This is a genomic window from Pseudoalteromonas sp. QJM3NY_22 (assembly GCF_056173065.1).
Genome location: NZ_CM149655.1, coordinates 1,713,362 through 1,733,048, shown reverse-complemented (window position 1 = coordinate 1,733,048; position 19,687 = coordinate 1,713,362). Strand labels below are relative to the sequence as shown.

At 39.1% G+C, this 19,687-nt stretch carries 14 protein-coding genes and 2 pseudogenes; 10 read left to right on the top strand and 6 right to left on the bottom strand.

From position 1 onward, the window contains the following. The first annotated feature begins 47 nt into the window (after positions 1-47). A complete protein-coding gene (locus AC0VZ4_RS07730) occupies positions 48-563 on the top strand; it encodes a DUF2937 family protein (RefSeq protein ID WP_007375286.1) in 516 nt (171 codons plus the stop codon). Here the strand turns inward: AC0VZ4_RS07730 and AC0VZ4_RS07725 are convergent. The 3 genes and pseudogenes from AC0VZ4_RS07725 to AC0VZ4_RS07715 form a co-directional block, all read right to left on the bottom strand. Then, positions 543-1,068: pseudogene (locus AC0VZ4_RS07725) on the bottom strand (substrate binding domain-containing protein); the annotation flags it as partial. The gene AC0VZ4_RS07730 and the pseudogene AC0VZ4_RS07725 overlap by 21 nt on opposite strands. 4 nt (positions 1,069-1,072) lie before the next feature. Continuing rightward, positions 1,073-2,512: an IS66 family transposase gene (gene tnpC / locus AC0VZ4_RS07720; RefSeq protein ID WP_475439674.1), complete on the bottom strand. Its 1,440-nt coding sequence runs from the start codon at positions 2,510-2,512 to the stop codon at positions 1,073-1,075. A 104-nt stretch (positions 2,513-2,616) separates the two neighbouring features. Next, positions 2,617-2,994, bottom strand: a pseudogene (locus AC0VZ4_RS07715) (LysR family transcriptional regulator); the annotation flags it as partial. Positions 2,995-3,115: 121 nt separating this feature from the next. On the opposite strand from AC0VZ4_RS07715, the gene AC0VZ4_RS07710 reads away from it, so the two are divergent. From AC0VZ4_RS07710 to AC0VZ4_RS07675, 8 genes are all read left to right on the top strand, one after another. Further along, a complete protein-coding gene (locus AC0VZ4_RS07710) occupies positions 3,116-3,766 on the top strand; it encodes a peroxiredoxin-like family protein (protein WP_475441347.1) in 651 nt (216 codons plus the stop codon). After that, positions 3,766-4,533, top strand: coding sequence for a haloacid dehalogenase type II (locus AC0VZ4_RS07705; RefSeq protein WP_149606365.1), 768 nt, complete (start codon positions 3,766-3,768; stop codon positions 4,531-4,533). Before AC0VZ4_RS07710 ends, AC0VZ4_RS07705 begins: the two co-directional genes overlap by 1 nt. 224 nt (positions 4,534-4,757) lie before the next feature. Then, on the top strand, positions 4,758-5,366 hold the full coding sequence (locus AC0VZ4_RS07700) for a PilZ domain-containing protein (RefSeq protein WP_475441346.1): 609 nt from the start codon (positions 4,758-4,760) through the stop codon (positions 5,364-5,366). A gap of 57 nt (positions 5,367-5,423) precedes the next feature. Beyond that, positions 5,424-6,479 carry an agmatine deiminase family protein gene (locus AC0VZ4_RS07695; RefSeq protein WP_475441345.1) on the top strand — a complete coding sequence of 352 codons (1,056 nt, stop codon included), beginning with the start codon at positions 5,424-5,426 and terminating at the stop codon, positions 6,477-6,479. Then, positions 6,476-7,369: a carbon-nitrogen hydrolase gene (locus AC0VZ4_RS07690; protein WP_475441344.1), complete on the top strand. Its 894-nt coding sequence runs from the start codon at positions 6,476-6,478 to the stop codon at positions 7,367-7,369. Before AC0VZ4_RS07695 ends, AC0VZ4_RS07690 begins: the two co-directional genes overlap by 4 nt. A gap of 59 nt (positions 7,370-7,428) precedes the next feature. After that, entirely contained in the window at positions 7,429-10,902 is a 3,474-nt protein-coding gene (gene mfd / locus AC0VZ4_RS07685; RefSeq protein ID WP_475441343.1) for a transcription-repair coupling factor, read from the top strand. After that, complete coding sequence (locus AC0VZ4_RS07680; RefSeq protein ID WP_475441342.1) at positions 10,902-11,738, top strand: peptidoglycan binding protein CsiV; 837 nt, start codon at positions 10,902-10,904, stop codon at positions 11,736-11,738. Before mfd ends, AC0VZ4_RS07680 begins: the two co-directional genes overlap by 1 nt. A gap of 26 nt (positions 11,739-11,764) precedes the next feature. Beyond that, positions 11,765-12,016, top strand: coding sequence for a DUF3862 domain-containing protein (locus AC0VZ4_RS07675; RefSeq protein WP_475441341.1), 252 nt, complete (start codon positions 11,765-11,767; stop codon positions 12,014-12,016). A gap of 120 nt (positions 12,017-12,136) precedes the next feature. Here the strand turns inward: AC0VZ4_RS07675 and AC0VZ4_RS07670 are convergent, their stop codons facing one another. The 3 genes from AC0VZ4_RS07670 to AC0VZ4_RS07660 all read right to left on the bottom strand — a co-directional run bounded on the left by AC0VZ4_RS07670 (position 12,137) and on the right by AC0VZ4_RS07660 (position 17,912). Further along, positions 12,137-13,489, bottom strand: coding sequence for a hypothetical protein (locus AC0VZ4_RS07670; RefSeq protein ID WP_475441340.1), 1,353 nt, complete (start codon positions 13,487-13,489; stop codon positions 12,137-12,139). A 156-nt stretch (positions 13,490-13,645) separates the two neighbouring features. After that, on the bottom strand, positions 13,646-16,333 hold the full coding sequence (locus AC0VZ4_RS07665) for a TonB-dependent receptor (RefSeq protein WP_475441339.1): 2,688 nt from the start codon (positions 16,331-16,333) through the stop codon (positions 13,646-13,648). A 1,153-nt stretch (positions 16,334-17,486) separates the two neighbouring features. Then, entirely contained in the window at positions 17,487-17,912 is a 426-nt protein-coding gene (locus tag AC0VZ4_RS07660) for a hypothetical protein (RefSeq protein WP_306724313.1), read from the bottom strand. Between the two features lie 339 nt (positions 17,913-18,251). On the opposite strand from AC0VZ4_RS07660, the gene ccoN reads away from it, so the two are divergent. Continuing rightward, positions 18,252-19,685: a cytochrome-c oxidase, cbb3-type subunit I gene (gene ccoN / locus AC0VZ4_RS07655; RefSeq protein ID WP_002961515.1), complete on the top strand. Its 1,434-nt coding sequence runs from the start codon at positions 18,252-18,254 to the stop codon at positions 19,683-19,685. Positions 19,686-19,687: the final 2 nt, after the last annotated feature.

Below are 19,687 nucleotides of genomic sequence, written 5' to 3'. Positions count from 1 at the left end.
GTTAACTTTGGGTTATTTATATGTATTGTTTTTAAAAAGGAAAGTTTATGAGTAAACTTTTAGACTATATACGATTAAGTTTTTTTGCGTGTGGTTTACTTTTAGGTGTGCAAATTCCTGCATTTGTGAGTGATTTTGGGCAAGCACTATCAGCCCAATTAATTGAAGCTAATAATGCCGTTGCGCCTTTTAAAAGCGACGCAACTAAGTATTTCAATAATGATTTAAATAAGCTAATAAAACACTATCAAAATATTGATGATGAAATTGTGAACAAAGGGGCAAGTAATATCAGTACTCTTTACGAACGACAGCAAGACTTACAGATAGCCGTAAATAGGTTTGAGAAATCTCCGTATATATTTACTATGATCAGTGGCATGAGCGATATAAAGCAACAAGTATGGCAACGCTTTGAAGGTCAAATCATTTTAAAAAAAGACTCTATTATAGCCGCCATTGTTGCAGCCATAATAGTAGCCTTGCTTGCAGAGCTTACTGGTTATTTGTTTTTAACTGGAGTAAAACGCTCATTTAAACGCTTATTCGCAGCTCAAAAATAGTGATTTCATAAAATCATAAAATACATCGGTTTTACGGGTTGTTAAACTATTTTGCGGACGTAAAAACCAAACCGGTGCATCATCTTGTGCCATTACGCCTGGCATTACTTCTACTAAAATACCATTTTTAAGATCTTCATTAATCGCTATTTTTGACTTAATAGCGATACCATGACCTGCAATGGCAGCTTGTGTCATATTATCGGAGTTTGAAATAGTAAAACGAGTTTTAGCATTAAAGGTATGGATTTTTTGTGTTCGTCAAAAAGCTTTAACTGGCGTTGCCACGGCAGGCAAACCCAATAATGTTCACTCAATTGCGTTAAATTTTCAGGCATGCCGTACTTTTCTATATAGCTAGGGGCAGTACACAGTATGCGACTATTGTTTACGATTTTACGATTTTACGAGAAAGTAATCCTGAGTCATTTAATTTTCCCACCCTAATTGCAACATCTTGAGCGTCATCAACCACATTTACAAAATGATCCGTTATTAAAAAATCGTAACTATTCAGCCACATTTTCAATAAATATATCAGGTAACTGATTTTTGAAGAGTAATTCAAGGGCTAGGCTTGCTGATACATGCTGTTTTCTGCAAGTCGAGAGGTAGCTTCTGATTAAACAAAACATCTCTGCACCTTGCATGCTTCTGAAGCACCCAGATATCTTTTGATGAACCTTGGTCATCCTAATATCATTCTCACCTTGGTTGTTGCTAAAAGGCACCGCTGTTTCCGTCATGAACCGTAAGACATCATCTTGATAATCTCTTAACCGCTCTAACAACGCTCTAGACTTTGTTCGTTTCAATCTGCCTCGCTGGCCTTTTACTCGGCTGTTTCTATCCGGTGGAGGGCATTTAATGTCACCTTGAGCCAATATTTGTTGATATTTCTCTATATAGTGAGCTTTTGTGTCTGCATCTAGCTCGGGGTTATCTATTTGATGTTTATTGATTTCAGTCAGTAGGGTTTGCAAATCCTTTGCCCATTGCATACCGTCTTGCTCCCATGCCCTTTCTAACTCTCGGATATGATGTGCATTACACAAGGCATGTTGGCACTGTGTATATTGATAATACGGTTTCCAGTGGTCGTGGCATAGTACCCCAGTAAAGTGAGGTAAAATATCGGCGTCATCCATCGCTATTTTCCCTCTTTTCTCATGCGGGTAAAAATACGTCCACCACGTCGTTGATGCACCATGAAGCCATCGTCGTTTACCACCTATATTAATCCCCGTTTCATCAACGTGTAAGGCTTGATAAGTCGTTTTCAGGGCTTTCTTGAGCGCGGCTTCTGCGCCGGAGGACTTTACCAAGGCCGCTGCTTGTTCATTAAAGTTAAATAAACTACCCGCACTGATTGGAATACCGAGTTGATCACAAAAATATTCTTCAATGCGGTTGTAAGGGAGTAATTGATATTGGGATAGGTAAACTGCATGGGCTTTTACACCAACCCCATATTGAATAGGACTGTTAACGTCTTCTGGAAATTCACCAATAAAACGCTTACCTTGCTCATTTTCCAGAATTTGTGCTTGGTATTCAGTGACCACTTTCCTGATATCTATATCGACAACCTGTCGTTTTTGAAAGCCAATTTCACGGTAGTGACCTTTCGGTAAAAAATCACGTTCAACTAGGATGATTTTGATCTCATCAGGCGTCTGTGTTTGGGTTAGTGTTTTACCTGCACGGCCTTTTTGACCACCCGCTGACTTGGCTGATTTCTCTTTGTTTTGTTTTTTTCGGTTGATGTCTTTTGATGGCGGGATACTGCTATTGTTACTGTTAAGTCCTAATTTACTTGCTAACATAACAACGACAACCAGAATGAGTTCAATAGACATCTTCAGCGCAGGCGTGAGAGTTTTACCTTCTTGTAATTGAGCTTTGGTTTTCTCAACGATTTCGTCGATGTTGATGCTGTTTAAATTCATTGAAGCTAGGGCTATTAGGTCATAGCCCTAGCTTGGCATACTGGCGGGATCGGTCAATAGTTAAAAAAGATCCTTTGAAAATAATTTACCATGGTGAATAGTTACAAAAAATCAAGCTTTAGTTCAGGGTAAGCTTGCTCAAACTCATTGAGTTTAGGCATTACGTATTTTGAAAAAACCCATGGGGGCATTGTCACTCTTAGTAAGCCACTTACCGATGAGCTACGCGCACCAATACTATGCTCAGCATCGCGTAAAGCTTCCATTATAGCGCCAACTCGGGTGTAAAATATTTCTCCAGCGGGAGATAACCGTACTCGTCTACTATCTCTAAAAACAAGCACTGTAGCAAGCTCTCGTTCTAGTTTACTTAAGCGATGGCTCACTGTTGCAGGCGATAAACGCTGCTCACGGGCAGCAGCAAGTACTCCCTTATTTTCAACTACAGCTATAAATGTTTCTAGGTCGCTCAAATTATACACAAACTTGACAATCTCTATTTTCAATGTTTAACATTTTCGAATGAAGCTTTCAGTTTTGCAATGTTTATTTAAATAACTGGAACACTATAATTGTAGATAGTTTAATTATTGAGGTTCAATCATGAGTTTAAAAGCGCAAATAGATGCCTATAACGTACAAAAAGATGCCAAGTTACCAGCTGACGTTTTAGCATTAATGAGCACTACAAACGAAGAGCTTATTGCACAGCATATTAAAGATAATGCGTTGCAAATTGGTCAAAAAGTAGAAAATTTTAGCCTAGCCAATCATAAAGGCGAAAACGTTGAGCTTGCGGATTTATTAAAAAAAGGCCCGGTAATTATTAGCTTTTATCGTGGTGGCTGGTGCCCATATTGTAATTTAGAGCTAAAAGCACTTAACGACTACTTACCACAATTTAAAACTCAAAGTGCTCAGTTAGTCGCAATATCACCACAACTACCTGATGAGACTCTCTCAACTGCACAAAAAAACAACCTTGAATTTGACGTGCTTTGCGATGTGAGCAATAAAGTAGCTGAGCAATTTGGTTTATTATTTACACTTGATGAGCGTATCCAAGCGTTATATACACAATTTGGTATTGATTTTGAACACTACTACGGCGATAGAAGCTTTAAATTGCCGCTACCGGCTACCTATGTAATAAACCAAGAAGGTGTTATTACATACGCATTTTTAAGCGAAGATTACACCCTACGCGCAGAACCTATTGATGTTATGGCAGCACTTGAATCGGAGAATAATTAATGTCTATTTTAAAATCATTAAAAACACTCACTCTTTCACTACTTGTGGGCACAAGCCTTGTATCTGGTTACGCCGAAGCTGATGAACCAAAAGAACAAGCAAAACCTAAAGTGCTTATTTTTGATGTAAACGAAACCCTACTTGATTTAACGTCAATGCGCACCTCTATTGGTAAAGCATTAGGCGGACGTGAAGATTTACTACCACTGTGGTTTTCAACTATGCTGCACCATTCATTAGTAGATACTGTAAGCGGTAGTTATCATGACTTTGGGCAAATTGGGGTGGCGTCACTCCTCATGGTCGCTCAAAACAACAATATTGATATTACTAGTGAACAAGCTAAAACAGCTATTGTTACACCTCTTTTAACGCTTCCTCCACACAGCGATGTTAAAGAAGGACTGGCGAAACTCAAAGCACAGGGCTATAAATTAGTGAGCCTTACAAATTCTTCAAACAAAGGTGTAAAGGCACAGTTTGAAAGCGCTGGTTTAATATCTTACTTTGATGCACGTTACAGCATTGAAGATATTAAAATTTACAAACCAGACTTACGTGCGTATGAGTGGGTACTTAAAAAGTTAAATGTAGCTCCAAATGAAGCAATGATGGTAGCAGCCCATGGCTGGGATGTTGCTGGTGCTAAAGAAGCGGGTTTGCAAACCACATTTATAGCACGCCCAGGTAAAGCACTTTATCCATTAGCTAAAAAACCAGATCACGTTGTGAAAGATTTACATGAATTAGCCGCTCTACTTAAATAAGTATGCGCTGATGAATCAATACCCAAGCGGCCAATGTTAGGATGACATTGGCCGCTTTTTTATAACTCCTAGAGCGTGTTGAACTTTACAGTATTTATTCTCATAATCAGCATGTTAAAAAATTGAATGTAAACAAAGTATTTAGCCCGCTATGCGTTATTTTATCTGCTAGCAATTTAGTACTCACAACGCTACTATTAACTAAATACGTGGTGGAGAGTGTAATGAAAAGTCAAAGATTAGGTGAGTTTGAGCAATACTTTCAAATTAATGAAAGTATTAGAGTGAATTTATTAGCTGTGACAAATAAGCAAGTCCCTAAGTCACAACTTGAGCTTGAAGACGATATTCCTCCATTATTTAAATTAGCCAACGAAGTCAGTGAACTCGAACAAAGTTCTTTGCGTCCTCTGCGTAACTTAGGCGATATAGCACAAGAGTTAGCCGCTTTTTTACAAGCACAGTCACGTAAAATAGATTTAATAATGAGCCATATTTTGGCCTCAGAACAAGCCCATGATAACGCAATCCAATGTGACAGCTATGGCGGTGGCGGTATTCGCTTTACATCACCAGAAGTACACTCAATTGGCCAAGCATTTAGAACAAAACTGTTTTTACATCACGAAGCATCTGCTGTGTACTGTTATACTGAAGTTGTAGCAGTAGAGAAACAAGATAGTGAACATTACCAATACACCCTGCTTTTTACCGCAATTAGAACCACCGACCAAGAACTTATTGTTAGAGCGAGTTTACATGCTCAAACCCGCCAACTTAAAAAACGTCAAGAACTTGAACCAAACCAAGGCGACCTAAACAGTGATAATTAGCTGACATCTTTATGTAAAATGCTAAACTAGCGTCATCTTAATTAGTATATAAAATTCATGAACTTTAGACTTTTACCAGAATGGGCCGAGCAAGACTCCGTTATGCTTACGTGGCCTCATAAATACACCGATTGGGCCGACAACTTAGCACGTGTAGAACCTGTATATATTGAACTTGCTAAGCACATAATAATGCAGCAAAAGCTTGTTATTGTGGCGCATAACAGTACTTTAAAAGTGCATATTACAGCATTACTAAATAGTGCTAACGTCTCTCTTAATCGTGTTCATTTTGTAGTAACTCCTACTAACGATACTTGGGCGCGCGATCATGGTCCGCTTACTTGCGCCGCTATTGATTCACCAGAGCAATTAAAAGTATATGATTTTACTTTTAATGGTTGGGGCAATAAATTTGAAAGCGCATTGGACAATCAAATTAATCGTACTTTGGTAAAAGAGCTAAGTAGCACAAACAACCAATATCAAGCGCTCGATATGGTACTTGAAGGTGGCGGCATTGAAATAAACGAGCACGGTGTGTTGCTAACAACCAGCGAATGTTTGCTTAATAAAAACCGTAACCCTGATTTAAACCCAAATGATATTGAAGCACTTTTAAAAGAGCACTTGGGCGCGACCAGTTTTTTATGGATTGAACATGGCTATTTAGCGGGCGATGACACCGACAGCCACATTGATACTTTAGTGCGTTTTGCTCCAAATAATACCCTTGTATATGTGCAGTGTGACGATAAAACCGATGAGCACTACAGCGCACTTGATGCAATGGAAAAACAACTAAAAACCTTTAAAACTGCCGATAACACCCCATATAACTTAATTGAGTTACCGTGGCCAAAAGCCGCTTATGACGATGAGCAAACACGCTTACCGGCTACCTACGCTAACTACTTAATTATTAATAATGCTGTGCTTGTGCCAACGTATAATGATGCCAATGATGAGCGTGCTCTTGCGCAAGTTCAAAAAGCATACCCACAACACACTATTATTGGCGTTAATTGCCAACCAATAATTGAACAATTTGGCAGCCTGCACTGTATTACAATGCAATTACCTCGTGGATTTTTAGCTGGAGCAGCACAATGACAAGCCCTGCAAAATTAACCGTTGCGTTAGTGCAACAAAGCAATACCGATAACGCTCAGGACAATATGGCAAAATCAATGAGTGCCATTCGTGAAGCAGCTCAAAAAGGTGCAAAACTGGTTGTACTTCAAGAGCTACACCGAAGCCTCTATTTTTGCCAAACCGAAAATGTTGACGTATTTGATTTAGCCGAAACCATTCCAGGCCCTAGCAGTAATGCCTTAGGTGAGCTTGCTAAAGAGCTAAGCATTGTTATTGTGGCCTCTTTATTTGAAAAACGCGCTACGGGCCTTTATCACAATACTGCGGTTTTATTAGAGCAAGACGGCAGCATTGCGGGTAAATACCGTAAAATGCATATTCCTGATGACCCAGGTTTTTACGAAAAATTTTACTTTACCCCAGGTGATATCGGTTTTGAGCCTATTCAAACCTCGGTGGGTAAATTAGGCGTGCTAGTATGTTGGGATCAATGGTTTCCTGAAGCTGCACGTTTAATGGCAATGGCAGGCGCTGAGATATTAATTTACCCAACCGCTATCGGTTGGGATCCTAACGACGACATTGCTGAGCAAACTCGTCAAAAAGATGCGTGGGTTATTAGCCAGCGTGCTCATGCTGTTGCCAATGGTGTGCCGGTAATTAGTTGTAATCGCGTAGGCCATGAAAGTGACCCAAGCGGGCAAAGCGATGGTATTTCATTTTGGGGAAATTCGTTCATTGCAGGCCCACAAGGTGAACTATTAGCAGAGGCGAATAATACTGATGAGCAAATTTTAGTAGTAGAAATTGATCAAAAACGCTCAGAAAACGTAAGACGTATCTGGCCTTTCTTACGTGATAGACGAATTGATCACTATAAAGACCTAACAAAAATATACCGAGACTAAGTAAACTTAACTCAAGATGGCTCTTACTTGCTAAGAGCCAACTATAAATGGAGTAATAAATGGCGTTTGAGCAATGGGCAGCCTTGCCTTGGGTAAAATCTCAAAAAGATAAAATTCAATGGGGCCAGCTAAGCGGAAGTGGTTTAAGTATTGCCATTGCTGAAGGCGTTAAACAACAAGACAACTTAGTCTTGATTGTTACGCCTGATACACCAAGCGCACTACGCCTTGAAACAGAATTAGAATATTTATTACCCGATAACCCAGTCATGGTATTTCCTGATTGGGAAACTCTGCCATACGATCACTTTTCTCCCCATCAAGATATTATTTCATCCCGTTTAGCCACTTTAAATACCTTAAAAAAAGAACAACAAAGTGTGTTAATTGTGCCTGTATCTACCTTAATGTTGCGCACAGCCCCGGCCTCATTTATTTACGGTTCAACAATAAACTTTAAAGTAGGCGACAAACTAGACACTCATAACTTTCGTGACAATTTAGAGCAAGCCGGTTATTTAAATGTTCAACAAGTAATGGAGCACGGCGAATACGCTATACGCGGCTCAATCGTTGACTTATACCCAATGGGTAGCCCACACCCATTTAGACTCGACTTTTTTGATGACGAACTCGATACCATTCGCTTATTTGATGTAGAAACACAGCGCTCTGATGAAAAAGTAGATAAAATTGAGCTACTTCCAGCGCATGAATTTCCTACTAACGACGCTGATATTGAACGTTTTAGAATAAGCTACCGTGAAAAATTTGGCGCAAGCTCGCAGCTAGATTCAGTATACATGCAAGTAAGCAAAGGTAACTGGCCTGCAGGTATTGAATACTACATGCCGTTGTTTTTTGAAAAGCTCGCGACTATTTTTGACTACCTGCCAGATACAACAACCGTTATGCAGCTGGGTGATTTAGAGCATGCGGCAGATAACTTTTGGCACGATGTAAATGTACGCTATGAAAACCGCAGAGTTGACCCACTTCGTCCATTACTTGAACCTAATGCGCTTTATCAGCCTATTGAAGAGCTGTTTTCTAATTTAGGCAATTTTGCACGTATTAGATTATCCCTTGCAAAGCTTGGCACTAAAGCAGGTAATAAAAACTTAAGCGTTAGCGAGCTGCCTGCTATTCGAATCGACCATAAACAGCATGAACCTTATGGCGCGTTTATAAATTATGTAGCAGAACAAAAAAAGAAAAAAGGCCGTATATTACTCAGTGTTGAATCAGATGGTCGTCGTGAATCATTGCTGAGCATTTTAAAACCAAGCGGTTTAAAATTTAAAGAATTTGAAACACTCGAACAATTTATAAAAAGTGCAAGTGACGTAGGTTTAATAGTAAGTCCGCTCGAGCAAAGTGTCGTACTTGGCACTAAACCAAGCCTTTCTATTATTACCGAGCAAGAACTGCTTGGCATAAAAGTATCTCAGCGCAGACGCCGCAAGCACAAGTACGAAGCCAGCCAAGATGCGCTAATCCGTAACCTAGCCGAGCTTAAAGAAGGTCAACCTGTTGTGCATCTCGATCATGGTGTTGGGCGTTATCAGGGGTTGCAAACAATTGATGCTGCAGGTGTAGTTACTGAATTTGTAACAATTACTTACGCAAGTGAAGCTAAATTGTACGTGCCAGTATCTGCATTGCATATGCTTAGTCGATACTCTGGTGGTGAAGAAGCCAGCGCCCCGCTGCATAAGCTTGGCTCAGATGCATGGGAAAAAGCAAAAAAACGTGCGGCTGAAAAAGTACGCGATGTAGCCGCAGAATTACTCGACATTTATGCTCAGCGCCAAGCAAAGCCTGGTAATAAATTTACTCTAGACGCCCCCGCATATCGTCAATTTAGCGATAGCTTCCCGTTTGAAGAAACTGACGATCAGCGCAACGCCATAGAAGCCGTATTAGGTGATATGCAATCAAAACAAGCGATGGATCGTTTAGTGTGTGGTGACGTAGGCTTTGGTAAAACAGAAGTGGCCATGCGCGCTGCTTTTGTAGCGGTTAACGATGATAAACAGGTAGCCATTTTAGTACCAACTACCCTGCTGGCTCAACAACACTATGAAAACTTTAAAGACCGCTTTGCTGATTTTCCTATTGAAGTAGGTGTACTTTCGCGCTTTAACTCCACTAAAGAGCAAAAAGACACACTTGAAAAAATGGCCAACGGTAAGCTCGACATAGTTATTGGCACACATAAACTTATTCAACAAGACATTAAATTTAACGATTTAGGCTTACTTATTGTTGATGAAGAGCATCGCTTTGGTGTTCGCCAAAAAGAGAAAATTAAAGCACTGCGCGCTGATGTAGACATACTCACACTGACTGCAACGCCAATACCTCGTACGCTTAACATGGCCATGAGCGGCATGCGCGATTTATCAATAATCGCAACGCCGCCTGCTAAACGTTTAGCGGTAAAAACCTTTGTGCGTCAACGCGATGTAGAACTAATACGCGAAGCAGTACTGCGAGAAATTAAACGCGGTGGCCAAGTTTACTTTTTACATAACAACGTAGAAACTATTGAGCGTGTTGCACAAGAAATTAGTGAATGGGTACCTGAAGCAAGTGTGACCACAGCTCATGGCCAAATGCGCGAGCAAGAGCTTGAGCAAATAATGACTGACTTTTATCATCAAAAATACAACGTGCTAGTATGTACCACAATTATCGAAACCGGTATTGATGTGCCTACGGCCAATACCATTATTATGGATAGAGCAGATAAACTCGGCCTTGCGCAATTGCACCAATTACGTGGGCGAGTTGGTCGAAGCCACCATCAAGCGTATGCCTACCTTCTAACAGGTGACCCTAAAGCACTTTCTAAAGATGCGAGCAAACGCTTACAAGCAATCGAATCGTTAGAAGATTTAGGTGCAGGTTTTGCCCTCGCTACACACGATTTAGAAATTCGTGGTGCGGGTGAGTTACTTGGCGATGATCAATCAGGTCAAATGCAAACCATCGGCTTTAGTTTGTATATGGAAATGCTCGAACAAGCAGTAAATGCGCTGCGCGAAGGTAAAGAGCCAACGCTTGAAAACTTACTTCAAAAACAAACCGAAGTAGATTTAAAACTGGCTGCATTATTACCTGATGACTACATACACGATGTAAATGCACGCTTAGGTATGTACAAGCGCGTTGCTAGTTGTGCTAACCTTGATGATATGGATGAACTACAGGTCGAGTTGATAGACCGTTTTGGTTTGCTGCCTGATGCTGCTAAAAACTTATTTAGCCTGCAGCAACTTAAAATGCAAGCCAGTAATTTAGGCATTACAAAAATTGAAGCGAACCCTAAAGGCGGTTACTTTGAGTTTAGCCAAGATACCAAGGTTAACCCTAGCTTCATCATTGGCTTGATACAAAGTTCGCCTAAGGTGTACAAAATGGATGGCGCAAATAAACTGCGCTTTGCAATTAGTGAGGCAAATGCCCGCGAACGCTTAAAAATGGTCACTGCAATGATTGCAGATTTCGAAAAAAAGGTTAGCCATTAATGTTGCTAAAAAAATCGCTTGTTGTTTTATGCTGCTTATTTAGCAGCACTGCATTTGCAGAGCGTTGGTTTGAGGTTGAAGTACTCGTTTTTAAACAACTCCCCGCCCCTTACTTACAAGAAGACTTTAGCCTTAAACACAAAGCTATTGAAGATAAGAACACCCTAGACTTACTAACGCCTCTTTATAAAGAGCAAGCAATGCAGGCCTGCATAGATGGCGATGAGCGTTTTCAAAAACGCTCATTTACCGACTCTTTAGTTAATCTAAATCCACAGTCGAATGTGTGTGACGATAGTATTGACTATATACAAAGCTACGATGAACTCCCGGTAACGCCAATTGCTGAAACGCAAGAAACTATGGAACAAACATATCTCTTATCACCTGAACAATTACAGTTTAAAACTCAATACACAGAGCTTGTACGAAAAGGATTAACACCTATTCTGCATACTGGTTGGCGCTTTGAAGAAGCGAGTAAGTCCCGTGCACCAAGCGTGCGCTTAATTGCTGGTAAACATATAAGAAATAACATAAACACCATTCCTAGCTACTCAAACCCCGATTTTGTCAGCTTACTAAACTCCCAACCTAAGCTATTTAACGATCCAGATAAACTAAACGTTAATTGGGAATTAGAAGGTTTATTTAAAATCCATGTACGTCATTATCTATACATAACAGCCGATTTTGATATCAGTCAAAAGCTAGAAAATGGCGACATAGAATCAGCCCGCTTTTCACAGTTTAGACGTGTGATAAGCAGCGAGATTCATTATTTTGATCATCCTCGTATGGGAATGATTGTACAAATAAGAAAATTTAATCATTAATCGTATTTACCAAATAGGAAATAACAATGAAAAAACTCCTCATTATTGTGGCTACACTTAGCCTTGCAGCTTGTTCAAAAGTAAGCTTAGAGAATTACGAAAAAATAAAAATAGGAATGGATAAAACTGAAGTAGAAACACTATTAGGTAGTGCGGATAACTGTGTAGAAAAAACACTTCATACTAATTGCGTTTGGGGTGATGAGACTAAAAATATAGAAATCACATTAGTATCAGATAAAGTAACTTTATACAGTAAGTACGGTTTAACTAAATAGACGTATACTTATAGAAAAAGGAGGGCAGATTTAAGTCTGCCCTCCTTTTTTATACTAATTGCATTAAATTAGTGAGTTATTTAATTCGCTAGAATGATCATGTTTTTAATAAAAGGCGTATTATTTTGTAGAATAAATAAGTTCTATATTGACTATTTTACTGCGATTAAGGGTGATTTTATAACGTTGGTAAAGCTTTTTATCCTCTTCAGTTAACACCAGCACCATGTTTAATTGATAGCGCCTTTCTACTGCCTGCTTAGAAATTTTATTACTGTCTAAATGATATAACTTCCCCTCCCCCCGCTTTAAGTAACGTGCAAACGGTGCAAGGTTAAAATGTAATGTTTGCTGTAGCGTATCGTAACCTGGTAAAAATTCTTTTGCGCTTACACGAGTTTCACTTGCAAAATGCAACCACTGAGCCGCTTGTTTATTTTGCTGACGACGTTTTGAAAAGATAGATTTAACTTCTTTAGGGATTTTTTTAAAACGTGTGTATTCGAGCCAAATAAACTGACTCGCTATTTTATCTTTAGTAATGCTATTTTTAAAACTAAATCGCCATTTAGGTCTTCCCTGCACAATAGCCCGCCAGATTACACGTGTTATGTCTTCTTTAAATATTTCTCGTAAGCCATAGATCACCCCTAAAATCAAAATAAGGGTTGCAGTTACTTCTGTAAAACTTGATCGCGCGTTTAATATTACCACCATCACAAAAGCCATTATAACGGCCGTCACTGTGCCTTTAACCAAACGTTTTAGATAGCTATTCAAAAATCGCGTTTGCCGCTGTAATATAACGCCATGCTCAATTAAGCGTTGTAGCAAGCGCATCTTATTCGTTATTCGATTAGCATCTTGCATGGTGGTTTCTGAGTTGTAGTTTTTTTCAGCGCGGTACGTATTTTCATTTTTACAAAACTGCAGTAAATCATTACGTTCTTTTGCATAATCGCTACTACGTGGGCCTTCATCTAGAAGCTTTAAAAAAGATTGCTCAACATGCCAACTTAAATAGTTATCTGCATTGGTAAAAAATGGCAGTAACTTTTCATCATCTGGCGTATACCGACGCAGCTTTTTTAAAAGCCCCTCACTTTGTTCATACACTTCGTTAGCACGTTTGTAAAAGTCTTCTGCTTCGTCAATTTTTAAGGCATCTTTTATATCAGCATCGAGTGCTAAACGCACTTGGTAGCAAAATAAATTAAGGTTTTGCCGATAATCTTGCTGCTCGCCTTTGTTTTTACTCACAAAACGGCTTCGTACTAACGGCAAATGTATATTATTGGCGTTATAGGCTAAATGCGATTTAAAGTGGTTATTAAAATAAGATTCTTCAGAAAGCGTCTGCGGGTTGATCCCCATTTCATTCGGGATCGAAAAGTACAGATCAATACGCTGCTCAGCGCGAGGATTTAGCTCTGGTTCAATGACAAAAGATAAGTTTTCGTCTTGTTTTAACAATCAGTTCTCCTTAGCCGATTTGGTTAATTTTGGGGACTACTCTAACGCTGGAGAAATTGCGCTATATTTTAGAAACTTAAGTGTACTTGCCTACTCAGCTTTGTTCAATAAAAAAGGCCCAGTAAATACTGAGCCTCAATAAGATTAATCTGCTAATTAAAGCTTAATGTTTACACCAGCAAATAAACGACGGCCAAGTACATCATATGTATATGGGTCAGTATTTGCAGAGTAATTACCAGTGTAGTAAGGAGGTTGCTTATCAAACATATTGTTGATACCAGCAGACACAGTAACTACATCGTTAATCATGTAAGAACCACTAATATCATGATACACAACTGATGGTGTAGTCGGTGCAATACATTCGCTTTGATCAAGTCGACAAGTAAAGCTATCCATACCAGCAACATAACGTGCTTCGTATGTTGCATCCCACGTGTCACCACTGACAGTTACGTGAAGGTTAGACTTAAGATCAGCATAGCCACCTTTACCGTTTGTAATATAACCTTGATAGTCAATTACCGCACCAGTATCAACAACATATTCATCTAAATAGGTTGTATCAAGGCCTGTTTTCCACGCTAAACCTAACGCATCAAATGAATACTTTAAGTTTAAATCTATGCCTGATGTTTTTTCTGAGCCTATGTTACGCAACTGGTTGTTGAATACGATACGGCCATCAGTACGTATCAACGCACCAGTGTTTTCACACAATGTAGTCCCAGTACCATTAGGGTTAATACATTGATCGACAACAAATTGACTTGTGTAAGTACTAATAGCATTTTCAATTTCAATATCGTAGTAATCTAACGTCATTGAAAAACCGTCAAGCCATTGTGGCTCATAAACAACACCAAATGTTAACGTATCTGCTTCTTCAGGTGTTAAAGCAGCATTGCCACCCACAGTTACTTCAGCTTGATCGTCTGCACCTGGGAAAGTTACGCCATCATAAGAAATAGCTTTGCCTGAGTATAACTCATCAACTGTTGGAGCACGGAAAGCTGTTGAGCGCACTGCACGCATCATTAACTCATCGGTAGCGCGCCAAGTTAAGCCCAATTTCCACGTATTATCTGAACCAAATGTACTGTAATCAAAGGCACGGATTGCAGCGCTTAACTCAACACTGTCAGCGAATGGTGCATTTGCTAGCAATGGTATTGCAAACTCAACGTACGCTTCATCTACATTAAAACCACCACTTGTTGGATCTACGCGAGGGTCGTTCCCTAATCCTTGAGCAGCAATTGAATCAGGATCTTGCCATGCTTTTTCTTGGCGATGCTCAATACCGGCAGCAAATGCAGCATAACCTGCTGGTAGTTCAAACATTTCACCAGAAAGAGAACCTGAAACGATAAACAACTGGCTTCCACCAGACTCTTGCTCTTTATAAATGTATTGACTTACATTTGATTGAACCCAGTCAGCTTCATCTAAAGGGTTAAAGTTACCTGCCTCAACATCCGCTTTTAAAGCTGAAACGTTATGCAGGTTACTTGTTTTACTTACAGAGTCATTTCGACCAAAGTTAGCAGAAAGATCCCACGAGTAATCGTTAATAACACCTTCTGCACCTACAACGATACGCACTGTATCCACTGTTTGAGTGTAGTTACGTGTACCACTTTCGCTCATACGACGACGGTAGCTGATTGGATCGCCAGCTGCATAATTTGTTGCAGTTGTTACGTAATCACCATTTGCATCTTTTACAAATGCATTATTAGCAACTTGACGTTTATCAAAAGTTTGACCTAAAAGGCTGTTGCCCATAGTGCTTGGATCATAAGCAAACTTAAAATTAATTGGTTGTGGTGCTAACTGTTGCTCTGACCAGCGTTTTGTATAGGTAAACTCACTAAAAAAACTTGTGTCGTCAGATAACTCATAATTACCAAGTCCTGTAATATTTAATCGGTTCATCGGCGTATACAAGTAACTACTGCGAGCATAGTTGTATGAATCATTTTCAGCTGAATAACGGTGTAACCCTCCTAAACCGCTCAAACCACTATCGTCAGCTATACCGGTTTGTTCAATTTCACCTTTTTTATTTAAAATACCAGCAGTTAAACTGTTTTGAATATGGCCGCCTTCACTGAATGAAGAACCTCCACAATAAAAACCGTTACTCCCTTCTTCAATTGGGCAATCTGAAAAACCTCTGTTAGCTTGGCTTGCTTCGCCACGATTTGTGTACTGCGCACCAAAAACAATATTACCTTTATCGAATGAAGTACCTACTGTGAAGTCAATAGAGTTCTCAGTCGCATCATGCTTTGATGTCATTGCAGAATTGACGTTTAAATCAAGGCCTTCAAAATCATTTTTTAGAATAATATTTACAACACCAGCAACGGCATCTGTACCGTATACAGCTGAAGCGCCATCTTTAAGTACTTCAATTTGCTTGATCATAGAAACTGGAATTGTATTTAAATCAACAGTAGACGCTGCACCAGTTCCTGAGTTGATCATACGACGTCCATTCACAAGTACTAATGTACGCTGTGAACCTAAACCACGTAAATTGATAGATGCGTTACCACCAGAGCCGTTATTTACGCCGGGGTTGGTCATTGCGCCGCCAGTAGCGGTCATTTGTTGAAGTACGCTATCAACAGATGTTGCACCAGATGCTCTTATTTCATCTGCGCCAATGAGTGTTACTGGGCTAGCAGTTTCCATATCTGAACGCTTAATACGAGAACCCGTAACTTGAATTTTTTCGATTGATTTAGCTGCTTCGTCAGCAGCTAAAACTTGCACACTTGAGAACATCGGGATTGCTGCGATTACAGCTAAACCAAGAGTTGATTTTTTCATGAAAGAACCCTACTTGTTGGAAATTTACCGTGATTGGTAATGCTCACTTGTTATAAGAATAGTGAGTCAGGTCGGCAACTTAGGCGCTTTTAACTGAACAAAAACTTAACGAACGGTCAAATTTTAATTTCCGTAAAAATAGAATAACCAGTAAAGGTACACACGTTACAGATTGTTTCATTGTTAATTAATAAATACACGTAAATATCAGTGAGTTACATGATTCATGATACATTCAAAAAACACCTGATATCAAAGTGATTCACTTTGTAATCAAATGTAATTAGTAGAAAAATATCCCGATATTTGATTAATTAACAAGTTAATCACAGCGCATTATTAAAACCGCAAAACTAAATGTTAATTACTAACCATATTTATGCAGAATGAGCGATTAATTAGTCTTATTTAGCTGCTTAGGAGGCGTTTCAGGAGAATTTTTTTATTCAGGAAACATTAAAAATTGAACTTTTTAAAATCACATCAAAAGTAAATATAATTTTAGCCATGGCTTACTTTTAGATATTTATTTTAAGAGCATACATTTACTTTTTAGCTTAAGTAAAAGCCTGTTTCGTACCGTTGCTTTATAGATAGCTGACAATAATTATTAAACACCAAATACTCGCTGTTCAAAATATCTCTTTAAAATGTTTTTTGCTGGCCTAGTAGTTACAAGTGATCAGAACTGGGCTTTGCTTAACCTGAAATCGGATTACTTATTCTTTAGTGTAGGACTGTGGATATAAACTAGGAATGGCTATCAACAAGGTTAGGTCATAAATTGCGTCATCACTTTAATAAGTTCCTACCCAATCAATAAAAACTTAATACGTACTAATTTATGTAAAAGCTTTAAGGACTGTTGACCTTGCAGAATTAAGTTTGTTCTACGTAATGGAATTTAATCACGGCGCGAGATTTGTAACCTTGCAGGCTAAAAAAGCGAGCTACAAAGGGAAATCATCCCTAGGTCTAATTCATAGGGCGGCACATGTTTGGCATTTATACTGTGTTATCACCGCTTGGTTGAAATAAAAATACTGCGCAGGCGTACGCTGCCTAAAAACGATGCATTCTGCTGAAAATTCAATCTCGAAAGATAAACCGCTTCTGAGTGATCTAATTAATTTAAATATCGTAACTTTATATGTTAGTACGTTACATAAAAATTATAGTTAAGTATCTGTTCTACTAAAGATGTTTGATTAAGTATTGTGAGCTCCAAGCGCCAAAGCATATTCTTTTCAGAGCAAATACCGACCATAGTGTTGCTTTGCCAAAGTCCACCCTTTCTTATGAACTGTTGAGGTATGTACCCCATATACATAGTAACGCCTTTTAATTTTGCGTCTGTAATGTGCAACCCGTTTGGTAGCTCACTGAAAATTGTAAATGGAGTTTCGGGGGAAAGTGTAGAATTGCTTAACCATACTTTAACACCACTTGGGAAAGTACATGGTAAATTGGCATCACATTGCGTTGTTTTTAGAAGCTGGGCTTCATTTTTTTCAGAAAAATCACATGCTATTAATAAAAAAAACGCTACAAAAAATATGGGTAATCTATATATAAGCATAACAATCTCGCTGTAAATAAAAGCGAATACTAATAATCGGGTCTATAAATAACAAGTGGGAGTGTTACTATTAGTCGAAATATGGCACAAACTGTATCAAAAAATAAACAACAAGCTCACAAAGTTTGATTGATGTCATAATATTACGTAATTGACCTATCTTTTTTAGGTCAAAAAATTTATCATTTCACCCGCAAAAAATAAGGGTTTCTCAAGTTTTTTTCTGAAGTTTTCATGTATTGAAAGTTTTAGATAACACGCTTGAGAAAAATAGTAGGCCCCACTTTTAATAGTGGGTAATTCATTTCTAAACGCATTTATTGCAGCGGAAGCCAGAAAATGAGCCAAACAGTAGCATCACAAACTGAGTATAACTATAAGGTTGTACGCCAATTCGCTATTATGACAGTGATTTGGGGCATCGTTGGCATGAGTATTGGGGTTCTGATTGCTGCCCAATTAGCTTGGCCAGCACTTAACTTTGATACACCATGGTTAACTTACTCTCGACTACGTCCGTTACACACGAACGCAGTAATTTTCGCATTTGGTACTAGTGCACTGTTTGCGACGTCTTATTACGTCGTACAACGTACTTGTCAAACGCGTCTTTTCTCAGACAAACTCGCCGCCTTTTCTTTTTGGGGCTGGCAATTAGTTATTGTATTAGCAGTAATTACATTACCACTTGGTATTACTAGCTCAAAAGAATATGCAGAACTTGAATGGCCAATCGACATTTTAATCGCTGTGGTTTGGATTGTTTACGCCATTGTATTCTTTGGTACTTTAATCAAGCGTAAAGTATCGCACATTTATGTTGCTAACTGGTTCTACGCTGGCTTTATAATTACTGTTGCAGTACTACACATTGTAAACAGCATGGCTGTGCCTGTGTCGTTAACTAAATCATACTCAATCTATGCAGGTGCGGTAGATGCGATGGTTCAGTGGTGGTACGGTCATAACGCTGTAGGTTTCCTATTAACTGCTGGTTTCTTAGGTATGATGTATTACTTTGTACCAAAACAAGCAGGTCGCCCTGTGTACTCATACCGTTTATCGGTAGTTCACTTTTGGGCACTAATTTCATTATATATCTGGGCAGGTCCTCACCACCTTCACTACACTGCGCTTCCTGATTGGACGCAAAGTTTAGGTATGGTTATGTCTATTATCCTATTCGTACCGTCTTGGGGTGGTATGATTAACGGTATTATGACCCTATCAGGCGCGTGGCATAAACTGCGTACTGATCCAGTACTACGCTTCTTAGTTGTTTCATTGTCTTTCTACGGTATGTCTACGTTTGAAGGCCCTATGATGGCAATTAAATCTGTAAATGCGTTATCTCACTACACAGATTGGACAATCGGCCACGTACACTCAGGTGCACTAGGTTGGGTTGCTATGATTTCAATTGGTGCTATTTACCACTTAATTCCTGCGTTATTTGCGCAAGGTCGTATGTATAGCGTTAAATTAGTTAATACCCACTTCTGGTTACACACTGTAGGTGTTGTTTTATACATTGTTGCAATGTGGATCTCTGGTGTAATGCAAGGTCTAATGTGGCGTGCGGTAAATGCCGACGGTACATTAATGTACAGCTTTGTGCAGTCTTTAGAAGCGTCGCATCCTTTCTACATTATGCGTTTTGTAGGCGGTGTATTCATCGTAACAGGCATGTTAGTTATGGCTTATAACGTTTTCCGTACAATTTCAGCTGAGAAAGAATCTCTGAAGTTAGACGCGCAAGCACAATTAGCATAACG

Coding starts and splice junctions, on each gene's coding strand:
- AC0VZ4_RS07710 (WP_475441347.1), top strand. CDS start 3,116: ATGAGTTTAAAAGCGCAAATAGATGCCTATAACGTACAAAAAGATGCC.
- ccoN (WP_002961515.1), top strand. CDS start 18,252: ATGAGCCAAACAGTAGCATCACAAACTGAGTATAACTATAAGGTTGTA.
- AC0VZ4_RS07660 (WP_306724313.1), bottom strand. CDS start 17,912: ATGCTTATATATAGATTACCCATATTTTTTGTAGCGTTTTTTTTATTA.
- AC0VZ4_RS07695 (WP_475441345.1), top strand. CDS start 5,424: ATGAACTTTAGACTTTTACCAGAATGGGCCGAGCAAGACTCCGTTATG.
- AC0VZ4_RS07665 (WP_475441339.1), bottom strand. CDS start 16,333: ATGAAAAAATCAACTCTTGGTTTAGCTGTAATCGCAGCAATCCCGATG.
- AC0VZ4_RS07700 (WP_475441346.1), top strand. CDS start 4,758: ATGAAAAGTCAAAGATTAGGTGAGTTTGAGCAATACTTTCAAATTAAT.
- AC0VZ4_RS07690 (WP_475441344.1), top strand. CDS start 6,476: ATGACAAGCCCTGCAAAATTAACCGTTGCGTTAGTGCAACAAAGCAAT.
- AC0VZ4_RS07675 (WP_475441341.1), top strand. CDS start 11,765: ATGAAAAAACTCCTCATTATTGTGGCTACACTTAGCCTTGCAGCTTGT.
- mfd (WP_475441343.1), top strand. CDS start 7,429: ATGGCGTTTGAGCAATGGGCAGCCTTGCCTTGGGTAAAATCTCAAAAA.
- tnpC (WP_475439674.1), bottom strand. CDS start 2,512: ATGAATTTAAACAGCATCAACATCGACGAAATCGTTGAGAAAACCAAA.
- AC0VZ4_RS07680 (WP_475441342.1), top strand. CDS start 10,902: ATGTTGCTAAAAAAATCGCTTGTTGTTTTATGCTGCTTATTTAGCAGC.
- AC0VZ4_RS07730 (WP_007375286.1), top strand. CDS start 48: ATGAGTAAACTTTTAGACTATATACGATTAAGTTTTTTTGCGTGTGGT.
- AC0VZ4_RS07705 (WP_149606365.1), top strand. CDS start 3,766: ATGTCTATTTTAAAATCATTAAAAACACTCACTCTTTCACTACTTGTG.